12 protein-coding genes are annotated in these 16231 nt (G+C 69.6%); 4 read left to right on the forward strand and 8 right to left on the reverse strand.

Annotated features, from left to right (window positions below; all coding sequences use genetic code 11):
* Positions 1 to 65: 65 nt before the first annotated feature.
* The 7 genes from MXD95_RS03115 to MXD95_RS03145 all read right to left on the reverse strand — a co-directional run bounded on the left by MXD95_RS03115 (position 66) and on the right by MXD95_RS03145 (position 7082).
* A complete protein-coding gene (locus tag MXD95_RS03115; RefSeq protein ID WP_250638982.1) occupies positions 66 to 743 on the reverse strand; it encodes an O-methyltransferase in 678 nt (225 codons plus the stop codon).
* A gap of 61 nt (positions 744 to 804) precedes the next feature.
* Entirely contained in the window at positions 805 to 2163 is a 1359-nt protein-coding gene (locus MXD95_RS03120) for an O-antigen ligase family protein (protein WP_250638983.1), read from the reverse strand.
* Positions 2164 to 2497: 334 nt separating this feature from the next.
* Positions 2498 to 3241 carry an SDR family oxidoreductase gene (locus MXD95_RS03125; protein WP_250638984.1) on the reverse strand — a complete coding sequence of 248 codons (744 nt, stop codon included), beginning with the start codon at positions 3239 to 3241 and terminating at the stop codon, positions 2498 to 2500.
* Positions 3238 to 4164 (reverse strand): phytanoyl-CoA dioxygenase family protein, encoded by a 927-nt coding sequence (locus MXD95_RS03130; protein WP_250638985.1) that lies wholly within the window; start codon positions 4162 to 4164, stop codon positions 3238 to 3240. The genes MXD95_RS03125 and MXD95_RS03130 overlap by 4 nt, the downstream gene beginning before the upstream one ends.
* Positions 4127 to 4888 (reverse strand): IspD/TarI family cytidylyltransferase, encoded by a 762-nt coding sequence (locus MXD95_RS03135; RefSeq protein ID WP_250638986.1) that lies wholly within the window; start codon positions 4886 to 4888, stop codon positions 4127 to 4129. The genes MXD95_RS03130 and MXD95_RS03135 overlap by 38 nt, the downstream gene beginning before the upstream one ends.
* A complete protein-coding gene (locus MXD95_RS03140) occupies positions 4881 to 6230 on the reverse strand; it encodes a DUF4910 domain-containing protein (protein WP_250638987.1) in 1350 nt (449 codons plus the stop codon). The genes MXD95_RS03135 and MXD95_RS03140 overlap by 8 nt, the downstream gene beginning before the upstream one ends.
* Positions 6231 to 6251: 21 nt before the next feature.
* A complete protein-coding gene (locus tag MXD95_RS03145) occupies positions 6252 to 7082 on the reverse strand; it encodes a sugar phosphate nucleotidyltransferase (RefSeq protein WP_250638988.1) in 831 nt (276 codons plus the stop codon).
* A 542-nt stretch (positions 7083 to 7624) separates the two neighbouring features.
* Here MXD95_RS03145 and MXD95_RS03150 point away from each other — a divergent pair.
* Positions 7625 to 9592 carry a glycosyl hydrolase gene (locus tag MXD95_RS03150; RefSeq protein WP_250638989.1) on the forward strand — a complete coding sequence of 656 codons (1968 nt, stop codon included), beginning with the start codon at positions 7625 to 7627 and terminating at the stop codon, positions 9590 to 9592.
* Between the two features lie 66 nt (positions 9593 to 9658).
* Here the strand turns inward: MXD95_RS03150 and MXD95_RS03155 are convergent, their stop codons facing one another.
* Positions 9659 to 10099, reverse strand: a complete 441-nt coding sequence (locus tag MXD95_RS03155; protein ID WP_250638990.1) for a MerR family transcriptional regulator — start codon at positions 10097 to 10099, stop codon at positions 9659 to 9661.
* Positions 10100 to 10400: 301 nt separating this feature from the next.
* Here MXD95_RS03155 and mfd point away from each other — a divergent pair, with 301 nt between their 5' ends.
* From mfd to MXD95_RS03170, 3 genes are all read left to right on the forward strand, one after another.
* Entirely contained in the window at positions 10401 to 14006 is a 3606-nt protein-coding gene (gene mfd, locus MXD95_RS03160) for a transcription-repair coupling factor (RefSeq protein WP_250638991.1), read from the forward strand.
* Positions 14007 to 14080: 74 nt separating this feature from the next.
* Positions 14081 to 14815 (forward strand): SurA N-terminal domain-containing protein, encoded by a 735-nt coding sequence (locus MXD95_RS03165; protein WP_251077726.1) that lies wholly within the window; start codon positions 14081 to 14083, stop codon positions 14813 to 14815.
* 15 nt (positions 14816 to 14830) lie between these two features.
* Positions 14831 to 16174 (forward strand): nucleoside triphosphate pyrophosphohydrolase, encoded by a 1344-nt coding sequence (locus tag MXD95_RS03170; RefSeq protein ID WP_250638993.1) that lies wholly within the window; start codon positions 14831 to 14833, stop codon positions 16172 to 16174.
* Positions 16175 to 16231: the final 57 nt, after the last annotated feature.

The raw sequence follows: 16231 nt of genomic DNA on the forward strand, positions 1-16231 counted from the left end.
GGGGGGGCCGGGGGGGGGGGGCCCCCCCGGGGGCCCCATCGCTTTCCTGGGACCTGAGGCCCGACCTAGCCGACGTAGGCGAGCAGAAAGCCGTCCCAACCCTTGCCACCGACGGTCTGTACGGCGGTGGCGGTCAGGCGGGGCTCCTTGCGGACGAGGTCGAGCAGCTCGCGGGCGCCGTCGGCAGCGGGGTCCGAACCGCCCTCGGCGGCTGCCCGCGCGCCGCCGCCGCGCACCAGGTTGTCGACGACGATGACGCTGCCCGGACGGGTCAGCCGCAGCGCGGCGGTGAGATAGCGGGCGTTGTTCTGCTTGTCCGCGTCCAGGAAGACCAGGTCGAACGGTTCGCCGCCGGCGGCGATGAGGGTGTCCAGCGAATCGGCGGCGGGGCCGAGGAGGATCTCGACGGCGTCGCCGACGCCGGCCCGGTCGACGTTCTCCCGGGCGACCTGAGCGTGCTTCGGTTCGATCTCCAGAGTGACGACGCGGCCGCCGGTGCCGACGCCACGCGCGAGCCAGATCGCCGAGTAGCCGCCGAGCGTACCGATCTCGAGTACGCGGCGCCCGCCGACCATCCGGACGAACAGGGAGAGCAGGCCGCCCTGGCTCGCGGTCACCTCGATCGCGGGGAGACCGGCCGCGTGGCTCGCGGCGCGGGCTGCTCGCAGAGCATCGTCCTCGGTGCCGAGGGCACCTACGAGAAAGTCGTCCACAGCGGTCCAGCGGTCCGCGGCTTCGGTCACGGGATCCCGCCTTTCAGGGTTCGGCCCAGGTTCGGCCCGCGCAGACCCATCGCGGAACGTCTCAGCTGCCCGCGTGCGCTCTGCGCTGCGTGGATGGAGGTGAGGACGGTGGTGCTGGACCGAGGCCGTCGGCACGCGTCCGGACCGCGTCCTCGGGACTCACCGTGAACCAGGCGACCAGCAGCAGCCCGAGCCCGGTGACAACCGGCGCCAGTAGGCCGCCGGACAGCACAGTATAGAAGATCAGGATTGACCCGGAGAGCACGAACGACTGCGAACCGCGCACGAACATGGCCACGATGAAGCTGGCGAACACCACCGTGCCGACGACGCCGTATTCCAGCACGAGTTTCGGTATCAGAGCGTAGTTCAGCGGCAGGCCGGTGCGGCTGAAGAAAGCGGACGCGTCCCGGTCCGCGAATCCGGGACCGGTGCCGAAGGCGACGGTCAGCGGATCCTTGCCGAGCGCCTCCCAGGTCCGCTGGTAGGGCTGCACGAAGCGCAGGCTTCCGCTGGATGTCGACGAGGATGTCTCGGTGGCCCGGGCCGCGAAGATACTCGACGCCGGGGTGAGGCTGATGATCAGAACGATGAGGCCGACGCCGAGCAGCGCACTGAACGCGAACCGGGCGCCCTTGTGCACCGCGAGCAGCACCCCGGCGCAGGCCAGCAGCAGTAGCCCGGTACCGGACACGGTGCTCAGGATCGCCAGGATGAACATCGGCAGCCGCCACCAGTGCCCACCGCGCAGCACGCACACGACGATTCCGAAGCCGAGGAACTGCGAGCAGAACGACGCCTCGAGGCAGACGAAGGCGTTCGACTTGTACAGCGACGACCCGTACTGGACCGGGTACGACGTGTTGAAGCCGTGCATCAGCAGATTCGACGGCACGATGTTGCCCACCACGTCGGTGTACGGCACACCGACGAGCTGTATGGCGAACTGGAACAGAGCCAGCCCGGCCAACACCGTGATCATGATGAGGAAGCGGTCGAGCATCCTCGGGAGCAGGGCGCGGGCGTCCGCCGGTCGCAGCCCGTAGACGAACGGGACGTACGTCGCCAGCAGCAGCAACAGCGAGGTGAAGGACGTGTCGTCCTTCTGCCGCAGGAAGCACGCCAGCGCGGAAAGCGAGCAGCCCGCCATCGCCACGAGGTAGCCGGTCATCCGCCCGTTGTTCCGCGACAGACCGCCCCGGTACACCATGATGGCCAGGCAGACGTAGGTGATCGGCAGGATGATCTGCACCTGTGAGGCGCCGACCGGCAGCGCGATCCGCTGGAAGAAGATCTCGAAGAACATCAGCACGGTCAGCACGGTCAGCGTCGCCTCGTTGGCCGCGCGACCGCTGCCCGCATCCTGGGTCGGGATCACCCACGACCGCGGAATTCTGGTCGTGAGGGTGGTGGTGACCACGAGTCTCCCGTCTCCCGCTTCCGGCCTTTCTGACCGACAGGCGTCCGGGCAGCAAGTCTAACCGGCATCCGTTCGGCGTTCGACGGACGGTCGCGTGCAGGTATTCATGGCCAAATGGTCGTTGAGCTATGACCGTCCGTCGTCATCCGGCGAGCATCATCGAATGTGTTTTCCACAACGCCGGGAACCGGCGGGCGGCCCCCTTCCGTTCGCCGGTGCGGGCTCGCGCGGCTTCGAGCCCGGCCCCGTCATAGGTCGGGCCCGGGGCCCGTGAACTCTGGCGCGTTCACGGGCCCCGGGTCTCCCCTCGGGCTCGGCCCCTCGCCTCGGTGCCTCAGTAGCTCTTCTTCGCCGGTCGCAGGTGCAGCTCGGTGATCTCGGCGGTGGGGGGCAGGCCGAGCAGGTAGGCGACCAGGTCGGCGACATCTCCGGCCTGCACGAGCAGGTCCGGTGCGTACGCTCGGCCCTCCCGGGCGTAGATGGTCTCCTGCCGTGGGGTCGCGGTACGCCCGAGATGGATCGTGGCCACCCGGATGCCAGCCTCGTTGATCTCCTGGCGCAGGCTGTCGGCGAACGCCCGCATGGCGTGCTGCGTCGCGGCGAACTGGCTGGTTCCGGCGCCGGCCCGGAGACCCTGAGTCGAGTTGACGATGATCACATCGGCACCGCTGTCCGCCCCCGCGACCCGAAGCGCCGGCAGTAGCCGCTGCGTGAGCGCGTAGGGCGCGCGTACGTTCGCGGCGTACTGCGCGTCCAGGTCGGCCAGGGAGGCCGCCTCCACCCGGGCGCTGCTGTACGCACCGGCGCAGTGCACCAGATGATCGACCCGGCCATGGTGCTCGACGAGCCGGGCGACCGTGTCCGCGACGGCACCGTCGTCGGTGAGGTCCAGCTGGACCGCCAGCAGGGTGCCTGGGCCGGCCGCCTGCTTGCCGAGGCTCTCGAGCCGCTCCTGGTCCCGACCGAAGGCGTGGACGGTGGCGCCGTCCGCGGCCAGTCGCAGGGCGGTGGCCCGCCCGATGCCGCTGGTCGCGCCGGTCACCACCGCGATGCGTCCGGCGAACGGTACGCTCGTCACGACTGGCCCGGCCGCGCGAAGACCAGCACCGCGTCCGCACGGGGGGGCGCGGTGTCGTAGGTCAGGCAGGTCTGCTCGTCGATTCGGGTGAGATCGGTGCCGCGCAGGTAGTCCCGCATGGTGGTTCCGGTGCACTCGGAGTCGACGTTGGGCGCCCCGACGTGGTTCGTCACGTCGTCGAGGTGCACCGTGCGGAAGTCCATGCTGTACCGGGTCCGTCCGGTGTTGTTCGGTACCGACGAGTGCAGCTGCGCGGCCGAGAAGATGAGCATTCCGCCGGAGGGGGCCACCACCCGGGTCTGCGGGAAGATCTCCACCTCCTCCTCGGGCTTCGGCTGCTTCCGGGTGTCCGATTTAATATGCTGCGCCGCGTTGGCCCGGTTCTTCGCGTTCCATTCGTAGTAGTCGTAGTCGCGCGATCCGTTCGCCACCGGCTGGGAGAAGTACCGCGGGTGGAAGGCGAGACCGTTCTCCGGCACGATGTCGAAGATCGGCATCCACCAGTTGAGTTGGCAGAACGGCGCGGAGTACCAGGTGTCGCGGTGCGGGTGGAAGGCGTAGGCGATCCCGGACGTCAGGTAGTCGTCCGAGGTCGACGTGCGCAGCCGCGGCACGTCGAAGTACGTCTTCGTAAGATCGCAGCCGTGCTCGGCGAGGATCGCCGGCAACAGCTCCTTGCAGGTCGGATGGTGGATGAAACGTGGCTTGAGCTCGGAGAGCAACGCGGCGTAGTCCTCGACCGGCATGTGGTACTGCGCGGTCTCCGGGTCGAGCGAGCCGAACGCCTCACAGATCAGCGCCCGGCTGAACTCGACGAACTCCCGGGTCGCCGGCTTCGGCGCGTAGACGAACAGGTCGCCCTGGTAGAGCTTCGCCCGCCGCTCGTCATCGGACAGCGTGGACTCGACCAGTACCGAACTCATCGGGTTCCCCCTCGGAACGCATCTGACGAACGTGGGTGAGCAGGAGCCGGGCCATGTCGAGTTCGTCCGGCGTGGTGACATGGATGTTGGTGGCCTCCCCGGGGACGACGACGATGCGCCCGCCCGCCGCGGTGACCATCGCCGAGTCCTCGACGGCCTCGGCGGCGTCGGTGTGCACGTCCCGCAGCGCCGCGGCGCGGAAGGCATGCGGGGTCTGCACCAGCCGGTGGGTCTCGCGGACCAGCGATGCCCCGGCGACGAGGCGCGGCGGCCCGCCGTCAGGCTCCGGCCCGCCACCAGGCTCGGGGCGGACCTCCTTGATGACCTCGGTCAGGGGCAGCCCGGGTACGGCCGCGTCGGCACCCGCGCGGACCTCTGCCACCACCCGCCGGTACAACGCGGCGCTCGCCAGCGGATGGGCGGCATCCGTGACCACGATGATCTCGGCATCCGGTGGTACCGCCGCAAGCCCTGCCCGCACGGACTCGGCGCGCGTGGTCCCGCCGGACACCACCCGGACGCCGGGCGGAGCCGTCCAGCTACCACCGTCCCCCGGGAGGACGGCGACGATACCGTCGCTGGCCGATCGGGCTGCGGCGACGGGGTGGGCGATCAGCGGCGCGCCGCCAAGGTCGAAGAACTGCTTGCGCCCGCCGAAACGGGTCCCGCCGCCGGCGGCGAGCACGATCGTCCAGACCGGCCCGGCGGGATCAGGATCAGACACCGCCGACCTCGATCTTGCCGAATGCCTCCCCGGGAACCTCGGCGAGGAGCTCGACGCCGGCAAGGGCCTGCGCGGCCTCGGCGATCGTGTCGAACGGCAGACCCGACCGCTCGGCGATGTCGAGCAGACTGCGCGTGCCGTCGGCGAGGTTGAGCACCCAGAGCAGCGCCATCTCGACAGCCTGCCGGTTCATCGTCGCGCCGATCGCCCGGTACAGGCCGCGGCGGCCCAGCTGCGGCTCTCCGTACGGCGCCGTGTTGCGCCACGTCCGGTCCTGTTCGCAGATCGCGATGATCCGCCGGAGCAGGGTATAGGAGTCGGCGAGCGATCCGGGTGTGACGAAATCAAGGTCGTCGGCGCTGGTGTGGTACTGCGGGTACTCGCCGTGCTGGCCTCGGCCGAACCGGCCGACCGGCAGATCGAAGCCCGGCGAGCAGAACTGCCGCTCGTCGTAGCCGTAGGGGGAGAAGTCGACGATCCGGTATGGCCGATCGCTCTGCGCCAGCGCCACCGCGGCGGCCCGGTCGACGGCCGCATCGCCTCGTCGGCTGCGCTTGTAGGTCGGGTCGCTACCGTCGCCAAGGCCGGTCAGCACCAGGCCGTGACGGATGCGACCGACAGACTCCCGGTTGCGGGCGAGCCAGGTGATCGAACCGATCGTGCCCGGGATGAACAACAGGCGGAAGGTGTGCCGCCGCGGAACCGCGGCCAGGTCCCGGGCGAGCAGGGTCGCCGCGGCGATGCCGGAGCAGTTGTCGTTGGCCATCGCCGGGTGACAGGTGTGCGTGGTGATCAGGAACTCGTCATCCGTCTCACCCGGCAGCACGATCTCACCGTAGGTGAGTGATCCCTCGGTGAATGTGGTGTCGATCTCGACCTCGTACTTACCGTCGGGCAGAGTGGACAGCTGCCGGTCGGTCAGGCAGAAGCCCCAGTTCTCGTTGTAGTACGACGTTCGGTAGGGCACCCAGTCCGGCCGGTCGGGCATGGAGAACAGATGCGGGCGCAGCTCGGCGAGACTCACCCGGGCCCGCATCGGCGTGCTGTATCCGAGCAGATGCAGCGGATTGGTGGCCGCGTCGACGACGGTCTTGCCATCCGGCCCGACCAGCCGAGCCGAGGCGACGTTCCACTCGCGGGGAACCGTCCAGTCCAGAACAGGTGTCCCGCTGGGCACTTCGTGCACGGTGAGCTCACTGCCGGGGGCGCCGTCTGTCTCGCCGAGCGCACGCGCGACGGTGCGCAGCGTCGCGCGCACCCCGTCGCCGGTGATGCTGCGCATCGGTGGGAGCAGGTCGGCGACCAGGTCGTGGAGCCATTTCCCGAGGGCGGGATCGGTCATGGTCGGTGAGTCCACACTCGGTCAGTCAGCCCAGACACGCCACGGTGCGGCGCCGGAGTCCCAGAGCTGGTTCAGCTCGGTCCAGTCCCGGAAAGTGTCCATGCCCATCCAGAACGCGTCGTGGGTGTGCAGGGTGAGCTCGCCGTCGCGGGCGAGGGCCTGCAGCGGGTGACGCTCCAGCAGCAGGGATGGGTCGTCGTCGAGGTACTTGTTGAGGAACTCGCGCTCGAACACGAAGTACCCGCCGCTCACCCAGCCGGTCTGCGGCGGCTTCTCGGCGAACAGGGTGACCTTGTTTCCGTCGGTCTCCAGCTCGCCGTAGCGGCTCGAGGGCCGCACGCCGGTGACGGTCCCGATGCGCCCACTGGCCAGGTGGTCGGCGAGCACCGCTGCGACGTCCACGGCACCGACGCCGTCACCATAGGTGAGCATGAATCGTGGGCCCGTGAGGTACTGCGCAACGCGGCGCAGGCGGGCGCCGGTCCCGGTGAGCAGACCGGTCTCGGCGAACGTGACTTCCCACTTCTCGTCGCCCACGGTGTTGTGGAAGCGAGGGGTGTGGTCGTCCGACAGCGTAAGAGTGAAGTCGGCGACCTGCTCGCGATAGGCCAGGAAGTAGTTCTTGATCAGGTCGCTCTTGTAGCCGAGGCAGAGCACGAACTTCCGAAATCCGTAGTGCTCGTAGGTCTTCATGATGTGCCACAGCGCCGGCTTGCCGCCGATGTCGACCAGCGGCTTGGGTAGCTTCTCGCTTGCCTCACGCAGACGCGTCCCCATACCGCCGCAGAGAATCACGACGGGGATGTCGGCGGGGTCGACGGACTCGGTGCGCTGTGCACTGTCGATGCTCAAGACTGTTGGGTCTCCCGTGCTCGTGCCCCGGTCGGGCCACCCCGGGGCGGATGGGCGCAGGCAGCGAGATGCCCGCGGACAGGGGCGCCCCAGGCAGCCCGCGGAGTCAGGTTGGGGGCAGGTCGGCGGCGGACCACCTGCTTTCGGGCCCCCCGACACTTTCGCCGCAACGGTACCGTACGGGCCTCCACCTCCCGGCCGCGTCCTCCCGCCCCGCGCCGGATCTTCGTCAAGGTGGCAACTGACCCTCGCGGTCCGGCGTCATTCCTGGCGGGACCGCGAGGCGCAGGCACCGGCGGTCGCCGGACGCGTGCCGAGGTAGCGGGAGAGGCGGACGCAGATGCCGATGCGGATATCTGTCGCTGTCCGTGACGAGCCGAGGCCGTCGATATCGCTCTTCGTGTGTTGTTGTTACGGTTCGTCCGTCGCAGCTGGACAGATGAAGTCTCGTGGGCCGGCTACGCCAGGAATTCTCGTAGCGCCAAGGAGCACGATCTGGGGTGGTTCGCGTGCACGAGCGCTTCCGCGCGGATGAGCCCCCCGTGCCGGACGGCCCCCGCTGGCCGGGAGATCGCGACGACGCAGGTCCCAGGCGCGATGGCGGCTACGCCGGTCCCGCGGGACACACCGGGCACCCCCGGCGGGGCACACCTCCGGCCGCGCTGGTGCCGCCCTCGGCGCACGAGGGGCCGCCCGCCCGCAGCCTGTCGGCCGATCGACGACCGTCCTCGGACTGGACGGACGAGGGCATTGCGCAGTTCGACGTCCGGCGGATCACTCCCCGTCAGGGCGAGCAAGCCAGCCGGGACGAGCGGACCGGGCTGGATGAACGGGACCGGCGGCTCGAGCGAGCCCGCCGCGACGACTGGGCTCGTCCCGACAAGGCGGCTCAGCGGGACGGCTGGGAAGTGTGGGACCAGCAGGATCGGCGGGACGAACGAGGCGCAGAGGACACCGGTGTCCTGCGCCGACCCGGGTCGCCCGCCGTTCGCCCAGGCACGGCTCGTGGGGAGATCGGGCAGGACGACGCCGACCTGACTCGCGCGATTCCCCGGGGCCCGAGTACGCCGCCTCATCCGCGCGGAGACGATCCTCGCCGCGCAGCGGCGGGACCCGACCGGCCAGCCCGGTCGGCCGCACCCGCCTGGAATGAACGTGTCCGGTTCCGCTCGGACCGGCCGGCCGGCGCACCTGCCCGTATGCCCACACCACCTCATCCCGACGCGGCTGGCCGTCCGACAGGCAGCCGTCCCACGGGTGGCCGCCATGGCGCCGCCGCGCGAGAGGGCGTCACCCACAGGCCGGTGGGTGCTCGGCCGCCCGGCGAGCGCTCCAGCGCGCGGATGGGCTCCCCGCGCGCCAGAGCAACGGCCTGGATCACCGCGCACTGGGGCGGGGTCAGCCGGGTCCCACACCTGCCGGTCATCGCCGTCGCGGTCGCCATGCTGCTCGTCCTGACCGCGTTCACCGCTCTGCTGCTGGCGCCCTCCGGGCAGGGGGACAGCGGCACCCTGGCCCCGGGGACAGCATCGGCCGCGCCGCCCGGTACCGCGGAGCAGCCGGCTACCACCACGTCCATCCCGGCCTCGACCGTGCCTCGCGCGGCAAGGGCGGCGACCACCGGGCCGTTCCCGACCGGCGTGGCTGCGCACTCACTCGCCCAGGCGAACGCCTGGGCGGACTTCCGTGGGCGACCCAACGACGTGGTCGTTATGTATACCGACCGCAGCAGCTGGAGCGCGATCACCAGTCCCTGGATCGGGCGCGGCACGTCGACCTTCGCCGGGTTCGCGGGAACCTGGGTGATCACTCAGCCGTTGTTCCCCGACTCCGGACCGCAGAGGGGGAACCTCACCGACTGCGCGGCAGGCAGCTACGACTCCTACTGGCGGCAGTTCGGCCGCTGGCTGGTCGCCCAAGGCCGCGGCGACTCGTTCGTCCGGCTCGGCTGGGAGTTCAACGGCCTGTGGTTCGCCTGGGCGGCGACCGACCCGCAGGCCTGGGTGCAGTGCTTCCAGCACGCGTCCGTGGCGGTCAGGTCGACGAGCCCATCGGTCCGCATCGACTGGAACCTCAACGCTCATGGATCGACCACCTCGGTCGAAGCATTCGATCTCTATCCGGGTGACCGGTATGTGGACGTCATCGGGGTCGACAGTTACGACCAGTACCCGTCGAGCCCCACTGCGGCTGCCTTCGACGACCAGTGCAACGGTGACGCCGGCCTGTGTCAGGTAATCACGTTCGCCCGTACCCACAACAAGCTCTTCTCCGTGCCCGAGTGGGGCGTGGTCAGCCGGCAGGGCACCAAGGCGGGGCGGGTGGGCGCCGCAGGTGGGGACAACCCGGTCTACATGCAGAAGATGTACGAGACATTCGTCCAGAACGCGGACATCCTCGCCTATGAGGCGTACTTCTCCGACTCGGCGATGGACAACGTCCGCTCATCCCTCGTGAACCCGGATCTCAATCCGGCGTCCGCCGCCGTCTACCAGCGGCTCTGGGGCTGAGAGCAGACGCTGGTCCGGGCGCGGTACCGCGGTACCGCGGGGTAAGCGCACAGCCGGGCGGGGGGTTCAGTAGGCGCTGCTGCGTCCGGCGTCGTCGTGCAGGCCGCCGACGAACGCCTCGGCGACGCTGACCTGCTCGCGTAGGGAGGACAGTTTCTCCTCGGCAAGCACCACCCAGGTCGTCAGGCGCTCCCGCAGCTGGGCCCGTGCCTCCGTGGCGAGCCCCGGCGCGGCCAGCTCGTCCCGGAGCACCAGCAGCGCGCGCATCTCCTCGAGACTGAAGCCCAGCGGCTTCATCTTCCGGATCAGTAACAGACGTTCGATTGCGTCGCTGTCATAGAGTCGGAACCCACCCACGGTCCGTCCCACCAGCGTGAGTAGACCTGCTTCCTCGTAGTAGCGCACGGTGCGCAGTGAGAGGCCCACCCGCTCGGCGACATCCCCGATCTGATGGACGTCGCCGCGGCTCGCGTCAGATCCCGAAACGTTGCGGCGCGTGGTGGACAACTCGCCCCCAGCCTCGGTGTGGGTGCCGGGCGGCCGGCTGGTCGCCAGGGGAGTCGACTCTACGTCGATCTGTCCCCGGACGTGCCCCTGGGCATCAGGCCAGGGACGGCGGGCCGCAGGCGCGTCGACCGCCGGTGGGCATCCTGTCGTACCCTGCATATGACGTCCCGGCCGACTTTTCGTGTCGCCTGTGGGTGTACGTCACTTTGCTTGTTCTCGAGACGCACGTTCCGAGCTGCACCGTTCTTACGAGGCACCGTTCTTACGAGGCACCGCTCCTGAGAGGCACAGGGACAGACCCATGACCCTTGCGCCGATGCTTGACGCACTGCTCGCCCGGCCGGGTGGCGATCCGGCCCTGAGCCGGGGGATCACCGCGGCAGGCGAGCCGGTTCTCGATCTTGCTGGTCCAGCCGCGCTGCGGCCTTTCGCCGCGGCGGCTCTGGCCGCAGACGCATCCACCGCCGCCGACGGCTCCGTTCGACTCGGTGGGGCCGGGCGACCCGTCCTCGCGGTCGTCGCCACTGGGCGCGAGGCGGAGGATCTCGCCGCCGCGCTGGGTGATCTACTCGGCTCGGACCTGGTCGCGGTGTTCCCGAGCTGGGAGACGCTGCCACACGAGCGGCTGTCCCCGCGGGCTGACACGGTCGGTCAGCGCCTGGCCGTGCTGCGTCGACTGGCGCACCCGGACGGGGGTGCCGGACCGGCGCCGCGGATAGTGGTCGCGCCTGTACGTGCCGTGCTCCAGCCCCAGGCGGCCAGGCTCGGCGACCTCGCGCCCGTTCAGCTTGCCGTCGGCGACACTGCCGACCTCGAGGATGTGGTCACCCGTCTGGTTGGTATCGCCTACCACCGTGTGGAACTGGTCGTGCGGCGTGGCGAGATCGCCGTTCGGGGCGGTATCCTCGACGTGTTCCCGCCGACCGAGGAACATCCACTGCGGGTGGAGTTCTTCGGCGACGAGGTGGAGGACATCCGCCGCTTCGCCGTCGCCGACCAGCGAGCCCTCGTCGATGAACCTGCGCGGGGGGCGCCGCCGTTCGGCCTGTTCGCGCCACCGTGCCGTGAACTGCTGCTTACCGACGAAGTTCGCGCTCGCGCGGCAGCCCTTGCCGGCGAGCATCCCGAGCTGATCGAGATGCTCGACAAGATCGCTGCGGGCATTCCGGTCGATGGCATGGAGGCGCTCGCCCCGGTCCTCGTCGAGCACATGTCACTGCTGCTCGATGAGCTGCCCGCCGGTACCCATGTTCTGGTCTGTGATCCGGAGCGGGTCCGCGCCCGCGCGGGTGAGCTGGTCCGTACCAGCCAGGAGTTCCTCGAGGCGTCCTGGAGCGTTGCCGCGCTCGGTGGCGGTGCGCCGATCGACCTCGGCGCGGCCGCCTACCGAACCCTCGCGCAGGTGCGCGAGCGCGCGGGCGAACTCGGTCTTCCCTGGTGGTCGGTCAGCCCGTTCGCAGCGGCGTCGCCCGGCGACGGTGGCAGCGTTGATGACGCCTTGGACGGGGAACACACGGTCGTCGCGAGTCTTCGGCCGGCTCCGCTGTACCACGGGGACACGGCCTCCGTGATCGCTGATGTCAAGGGCTGGCTCGCCGAGTCATGGCGTGTCCTGATCGTCACTGAGGGGCATGGTCCGGCGCAGCGTCTGGTCGAGATGCTGCGTGAGGCCGATCTGGGTGCCCGGTACGCAGAAGCGGCCGAGCTCGTGGCGGGCGTTGCCGTCGTCACCCGCGGGCAGCTCGGAACCGGTTTCACGAGCGACATCCTGCGCCTCGCGGTCCTGACCGAGAGCGACATCGCCGGAGCGCGTGGAGTCACCACCCGGGACATGCGCCGGATGCCGAGCCGGCGCCGCAAGGGCATCGATCCGCTCGCACTCGCACCTGGTGATTCGGTCGTACACGACGCGCACGGCGTCGGACGCTACGTCGAGATGGTCACCCGCACGGTCGCCGGGGCGAAGCGCGAGTACCTGCTGCTTGAGTACGCTCGTGGCGACCGGCTGTACGTCCCCACCGACCAGCTCGAGCAGATCACGCGCTACGTGGGCGGCGACGCCCCGAGCCTGGACCGCATCGGCGGCGCCGACTGGGGCAAGCGCAAGAGCCGGGCCCGCAAGGCCGTCAAGGAGATCGCCGGCGAGCTGATTCGCCTCTACAGCGCGCGGATGGCCGCACGCGGGCACGCCTTCGCCCCGGACAGCCCGTGGCAGCGCGAACTCGAGGACGCCTTCCCCTTCCGCGAGACCCCCGATCAGCTCGCCGCGATCGACGAGGTCAAGGCGGACATGGAGAAACCGGTCCCGATGGACCGGGTGATCTGCGGTGACGTCGGCTACGGCAAGACGGAGATCGCCGTACGTGCCGCGTTCAAGGCGGTGCAGGACGGAAAACAGGTGGCCGTTCTGGTGCCGACCACGCTGCTGGTCCAACAGCACTTTCAGACTTTCAGCGAGCGCTATGCCGCCTTCCCCGTCAACGTGCGCGCGATGAGCCGGTTCAACTCGGCGGGCGATCAGCGCATCACCCTGGACGGGCTTGCTGGGGGCACTGTCGACGTTGTCATCGGCACCCACCGCCTGCTGGCCGGCGAGACGAAGTTCAAGGATCTCGGCCTGGTGATCGTCGACGAGGAGCAGCGCTTCGGCGTCGAGCACAAGGAGCAGCTGAAGAGGATGCGCACGGCGGTGGACGTGCTCACGATGAGCGCCACCCCCATTCCACGCACCCTGGAGATGTCGATCACCGGCATCCGCGAGCTCTCCACCATCGACACCCCGCCGGAGGATCGCCACCCGGTACTCACCTCGGTGGCCGCCTACGACGCCCGGCAGGTCGCCGCCGCGATCCGCCGGGAGCTGCTCCGCGAGGGGCAGGTGTTCTTCATCCACAACCGGGTGGAGTCGATCGACCGGGCCGCGGCGAGGCTGCGCGAACTCGTCCCCGAGGCTCGCATCGCCACCGCTCACGGCCAGATGCACGAGGATGCTCTCGAACAGGTCATGGTCTCCTTCTGGGAGAAGAAGTTCGACGTGCTGGTCTGTACGACGATCGTCGAGTCGGGCCTGGACATCTCCAACGCGAACACCCTCATCGTGGAGCGGGCGGACGTGTTCGGCCTGTCCCAGCTCCACCAGCTGCGCGGCCGGGTCGGCCGTGGCCGGGACCGCGCCTACGCCTACTTCCTGTTCCCGCCGGACAAGCCGCTGACCGAGACGGCCCATGACCGTCTCGCCACGATCGCTCAGCACAACGACCTCGGCGCCGGCATGGCGGTGGCCATGAAGGACCTGGAGATCCGCGGTGCGGGCAACCTGCTCGGTGGCGAGCAGTCCGGTCACATCGCCTCCGTCGGCTTCGACATGTACGTGCGGATGGTCGGCGAGGCGGTCGCCGAGTACCGCAAGGACAAGACCGAGGAGCCACCGGAGGTCAAGGTCGAGCTCCCGGTGGACGCGAGCCTCCCGCACGATTACGTGCCCAGCGAACGGCTGAGACTGGATGCCTACCGCCGCCTGGCCGGCGCCGTCACTGATGGCGACATCGAGGAGGTGCGTGGGGAGCTCGTCGACCGCTTCGGCCCGGTGCCGGAGCCGGTGGAGAACCTGCTCGCCGTCGCCGGCCTGCGGGTTCTCGCCCGGCGGTTCGGCGTTACCGAGATCACCGTGGCTGGCCGGCTGATCCGCTTCGCGCCGCTGGAGCTGCGCGAGAGCCAGACCCTACGTCTGACCAGGCTGTACAAGGGCGCGACGGTCAAGCCGGCGGTACGCACCGTGCTGGTTCCGACCCCCACGGAAACCGGACGAATCGGCTCGCGTCCACTGCGGGACCGGACGTTGCTGGCCTGGGCCGGCAACCTGCTCGAGGCCGTCGCCGGGGACTCCATCGCCGCAGCGGCGGGGTAGCGGTGTGCTTGACCACACCTGAGCGGATAGCGTCTGGGTTCGTGAAGCTTCCCCGCCTCCTTGCCGGCGTCGGGTTGTCCGTCACCGTCGTGCTCGCCGCATCGGCCTGCACGACGCACGCCGGAGCCGCCGCCCAGGTCGGATCGCATGCGATCGAGACCTCCCAGTTGCGTGGCATCGTCGAGCGCGGCCTCGCTGCCGCCGAGACCGTGCCCGGAACGCAGTCCGGCCAGTCGGCCGCGAGCACACTCGATCCGCCCGAGCTGCAGCGGCGGACGCTGACCTCGCTTGTCCAGCTTCGGCTGATGTCGGACGAGGCCAAGCGCCGCGGCATCACCTTGAGTGACGGAGATATTGCGGCCTACTATCAGGCGTACGCGGTCCTGCAGTTCGGCAGCGTGAGAGCCTTTGAGCAGCGCGCCGCAGCGGCCGGCTTCGCGCAGCAGGACGTCGCGGTCATCGTGCGCTCCGGCGCCTTGCAGTCCGCACTCAGCGACCAGATCTCTCCGAGGGTTCTCGCCACCGACGCGCAGACTCGGGCCCAGTACGACAGCATCGTCAGCCAGGTTGGTCGGGTCCCGCTCACCTATGCACAGGCGAAGCCATACCTGGCCCGGTTCATCGTCGCCGACGAGCGCTCCGCCGCCCTCAAGCCCGTGCTTGACCAAGCCGAGAAGAAGAATCCGATCTCCATCAATCCGCGCTTCGGCCGTTGGGACAGCGATCAGTTCGGCATCGTCGCTGAAGACGGCACGATCGCCACCAGTGTCGCGCCAACCCCGACCGTGGACACAACCCTCCAGTCCTGAGAGAGGGAACGCCCCATGCCGTTGCGGATCACGCTGATCCTCACCAGCCCACGAGTCGCTCCGGGCGTGCTCACCGCGCCGGCCTGGGATCTGGCTCGACGTGTGCCGGTGCTCACAGCGTCCCCCAGGCACCCGCAGCTCGAGTATTTGCGCGAGGCCGGCGCCGCCGTCACGGTCCTGCGCGAGCCGCCGGCTCCCGGCCCTGCCGGTGCCGGCGAGCTCGTCTCCTGGCTGCGTCGCCACGCGGTATCGGACCCCTGTACCGAGGAGGTCGCGTGGCTTGCTGATCCGGCGGCGCCGACCGACCTCGACCGCGAGCTTGCGCGGCTCGCCGGTACCTCGGACGTGGCCGCCGACGGGGATGCCGGCGCGGCGGTTGATCTGGTTGTCGACACGCTCGCTGGTACCGCGGAACTGCCGGGCTCCGCGTTGCTGGACGCGGTCGCAGTGATGGACCGGCTACGTTCGCCTGGCGGCTGCCCGTGGGATGCCGAGCAGACCCACGAGTCTCTCGCTCCTTATTTGATCGAGGAGACCTACGAGGCTTACCAGGCGATCGAGGACGGCGACCTCACCGAGCTTCGCGAGGAGCTCGGTGACGTCCTGATGCAGGTTCTCTTCCACGCCCGTGTCGCCGCTGAGCGCACCGATGAGCCCTGGGACATCGACAGCGTGGCGACCGGACTTGCCGCGAAGTTGATCCGCCGCCATCCGCATGTGTTCGGCGACGTGGTCGTCGACAGCCCGGTTGACGTGGTCACCAACTGGGACGCGATCAAGGCCGAGGAGAAGCGACGGCTCTCGGTGACAGAGGGGGTGGCACTCTCCCAACCGGCGCTCGCCTTGGCCGCCAAGCTGCTCAAGCGAGCAGACAGCATCGGTGTCCCGCTGGACCTCTCCCTCCCCGTTCCGGACGCAACAGTCGTTCCGGATGCAACAGTCGTTCCGCCTGATCAGAGCCTCCTTTCAGATCTCACGGCCTCCTCTGTCCCCCCGGGAGACACTGCACCGGAACCTGCCAGTCCTGGCATCGGCGCTGAGGAACGCCTCGCGGCGATCGCAGCCAGTGCTGTGGCGGCCCTGCGCCGGCCGGATGAGGACGCCGACGACGTCGTCGGAGATCTCCTCTTCGCCGCCGTGGCCTGGGCACGTACCGCGCGGGTAGATCCAGAACAGGCACTGCGCGCGCGTGCACGCAGGTACCGCGACCAGCTCACGACCGCCGAGAGCGCCGCCCGCGCCGACGGGGCACCGCCCGGCGCTCTGCCTGCCGATCGGTGGCGGCAGTTGTGGCGCGTTTCAGCCCGGGCGTGGGCTGCGGAGATGGGGCACGTCGGCCGAGCGAGGGCCCAACCGTAGCATCCGAACCCATGTTCGACAAAATCGAATATACGTGCGCGGTACACCCTGACCGCG

It is taken from the genome of Frankia sp. AiPa1 (assembly GCF_023243075.1).
In the GTDB taxonomy this organism is placed as follows: Bacteria; Actinomycetota; Actinomycetes; order Frankiales; family Frankiaceae; genus Frankia.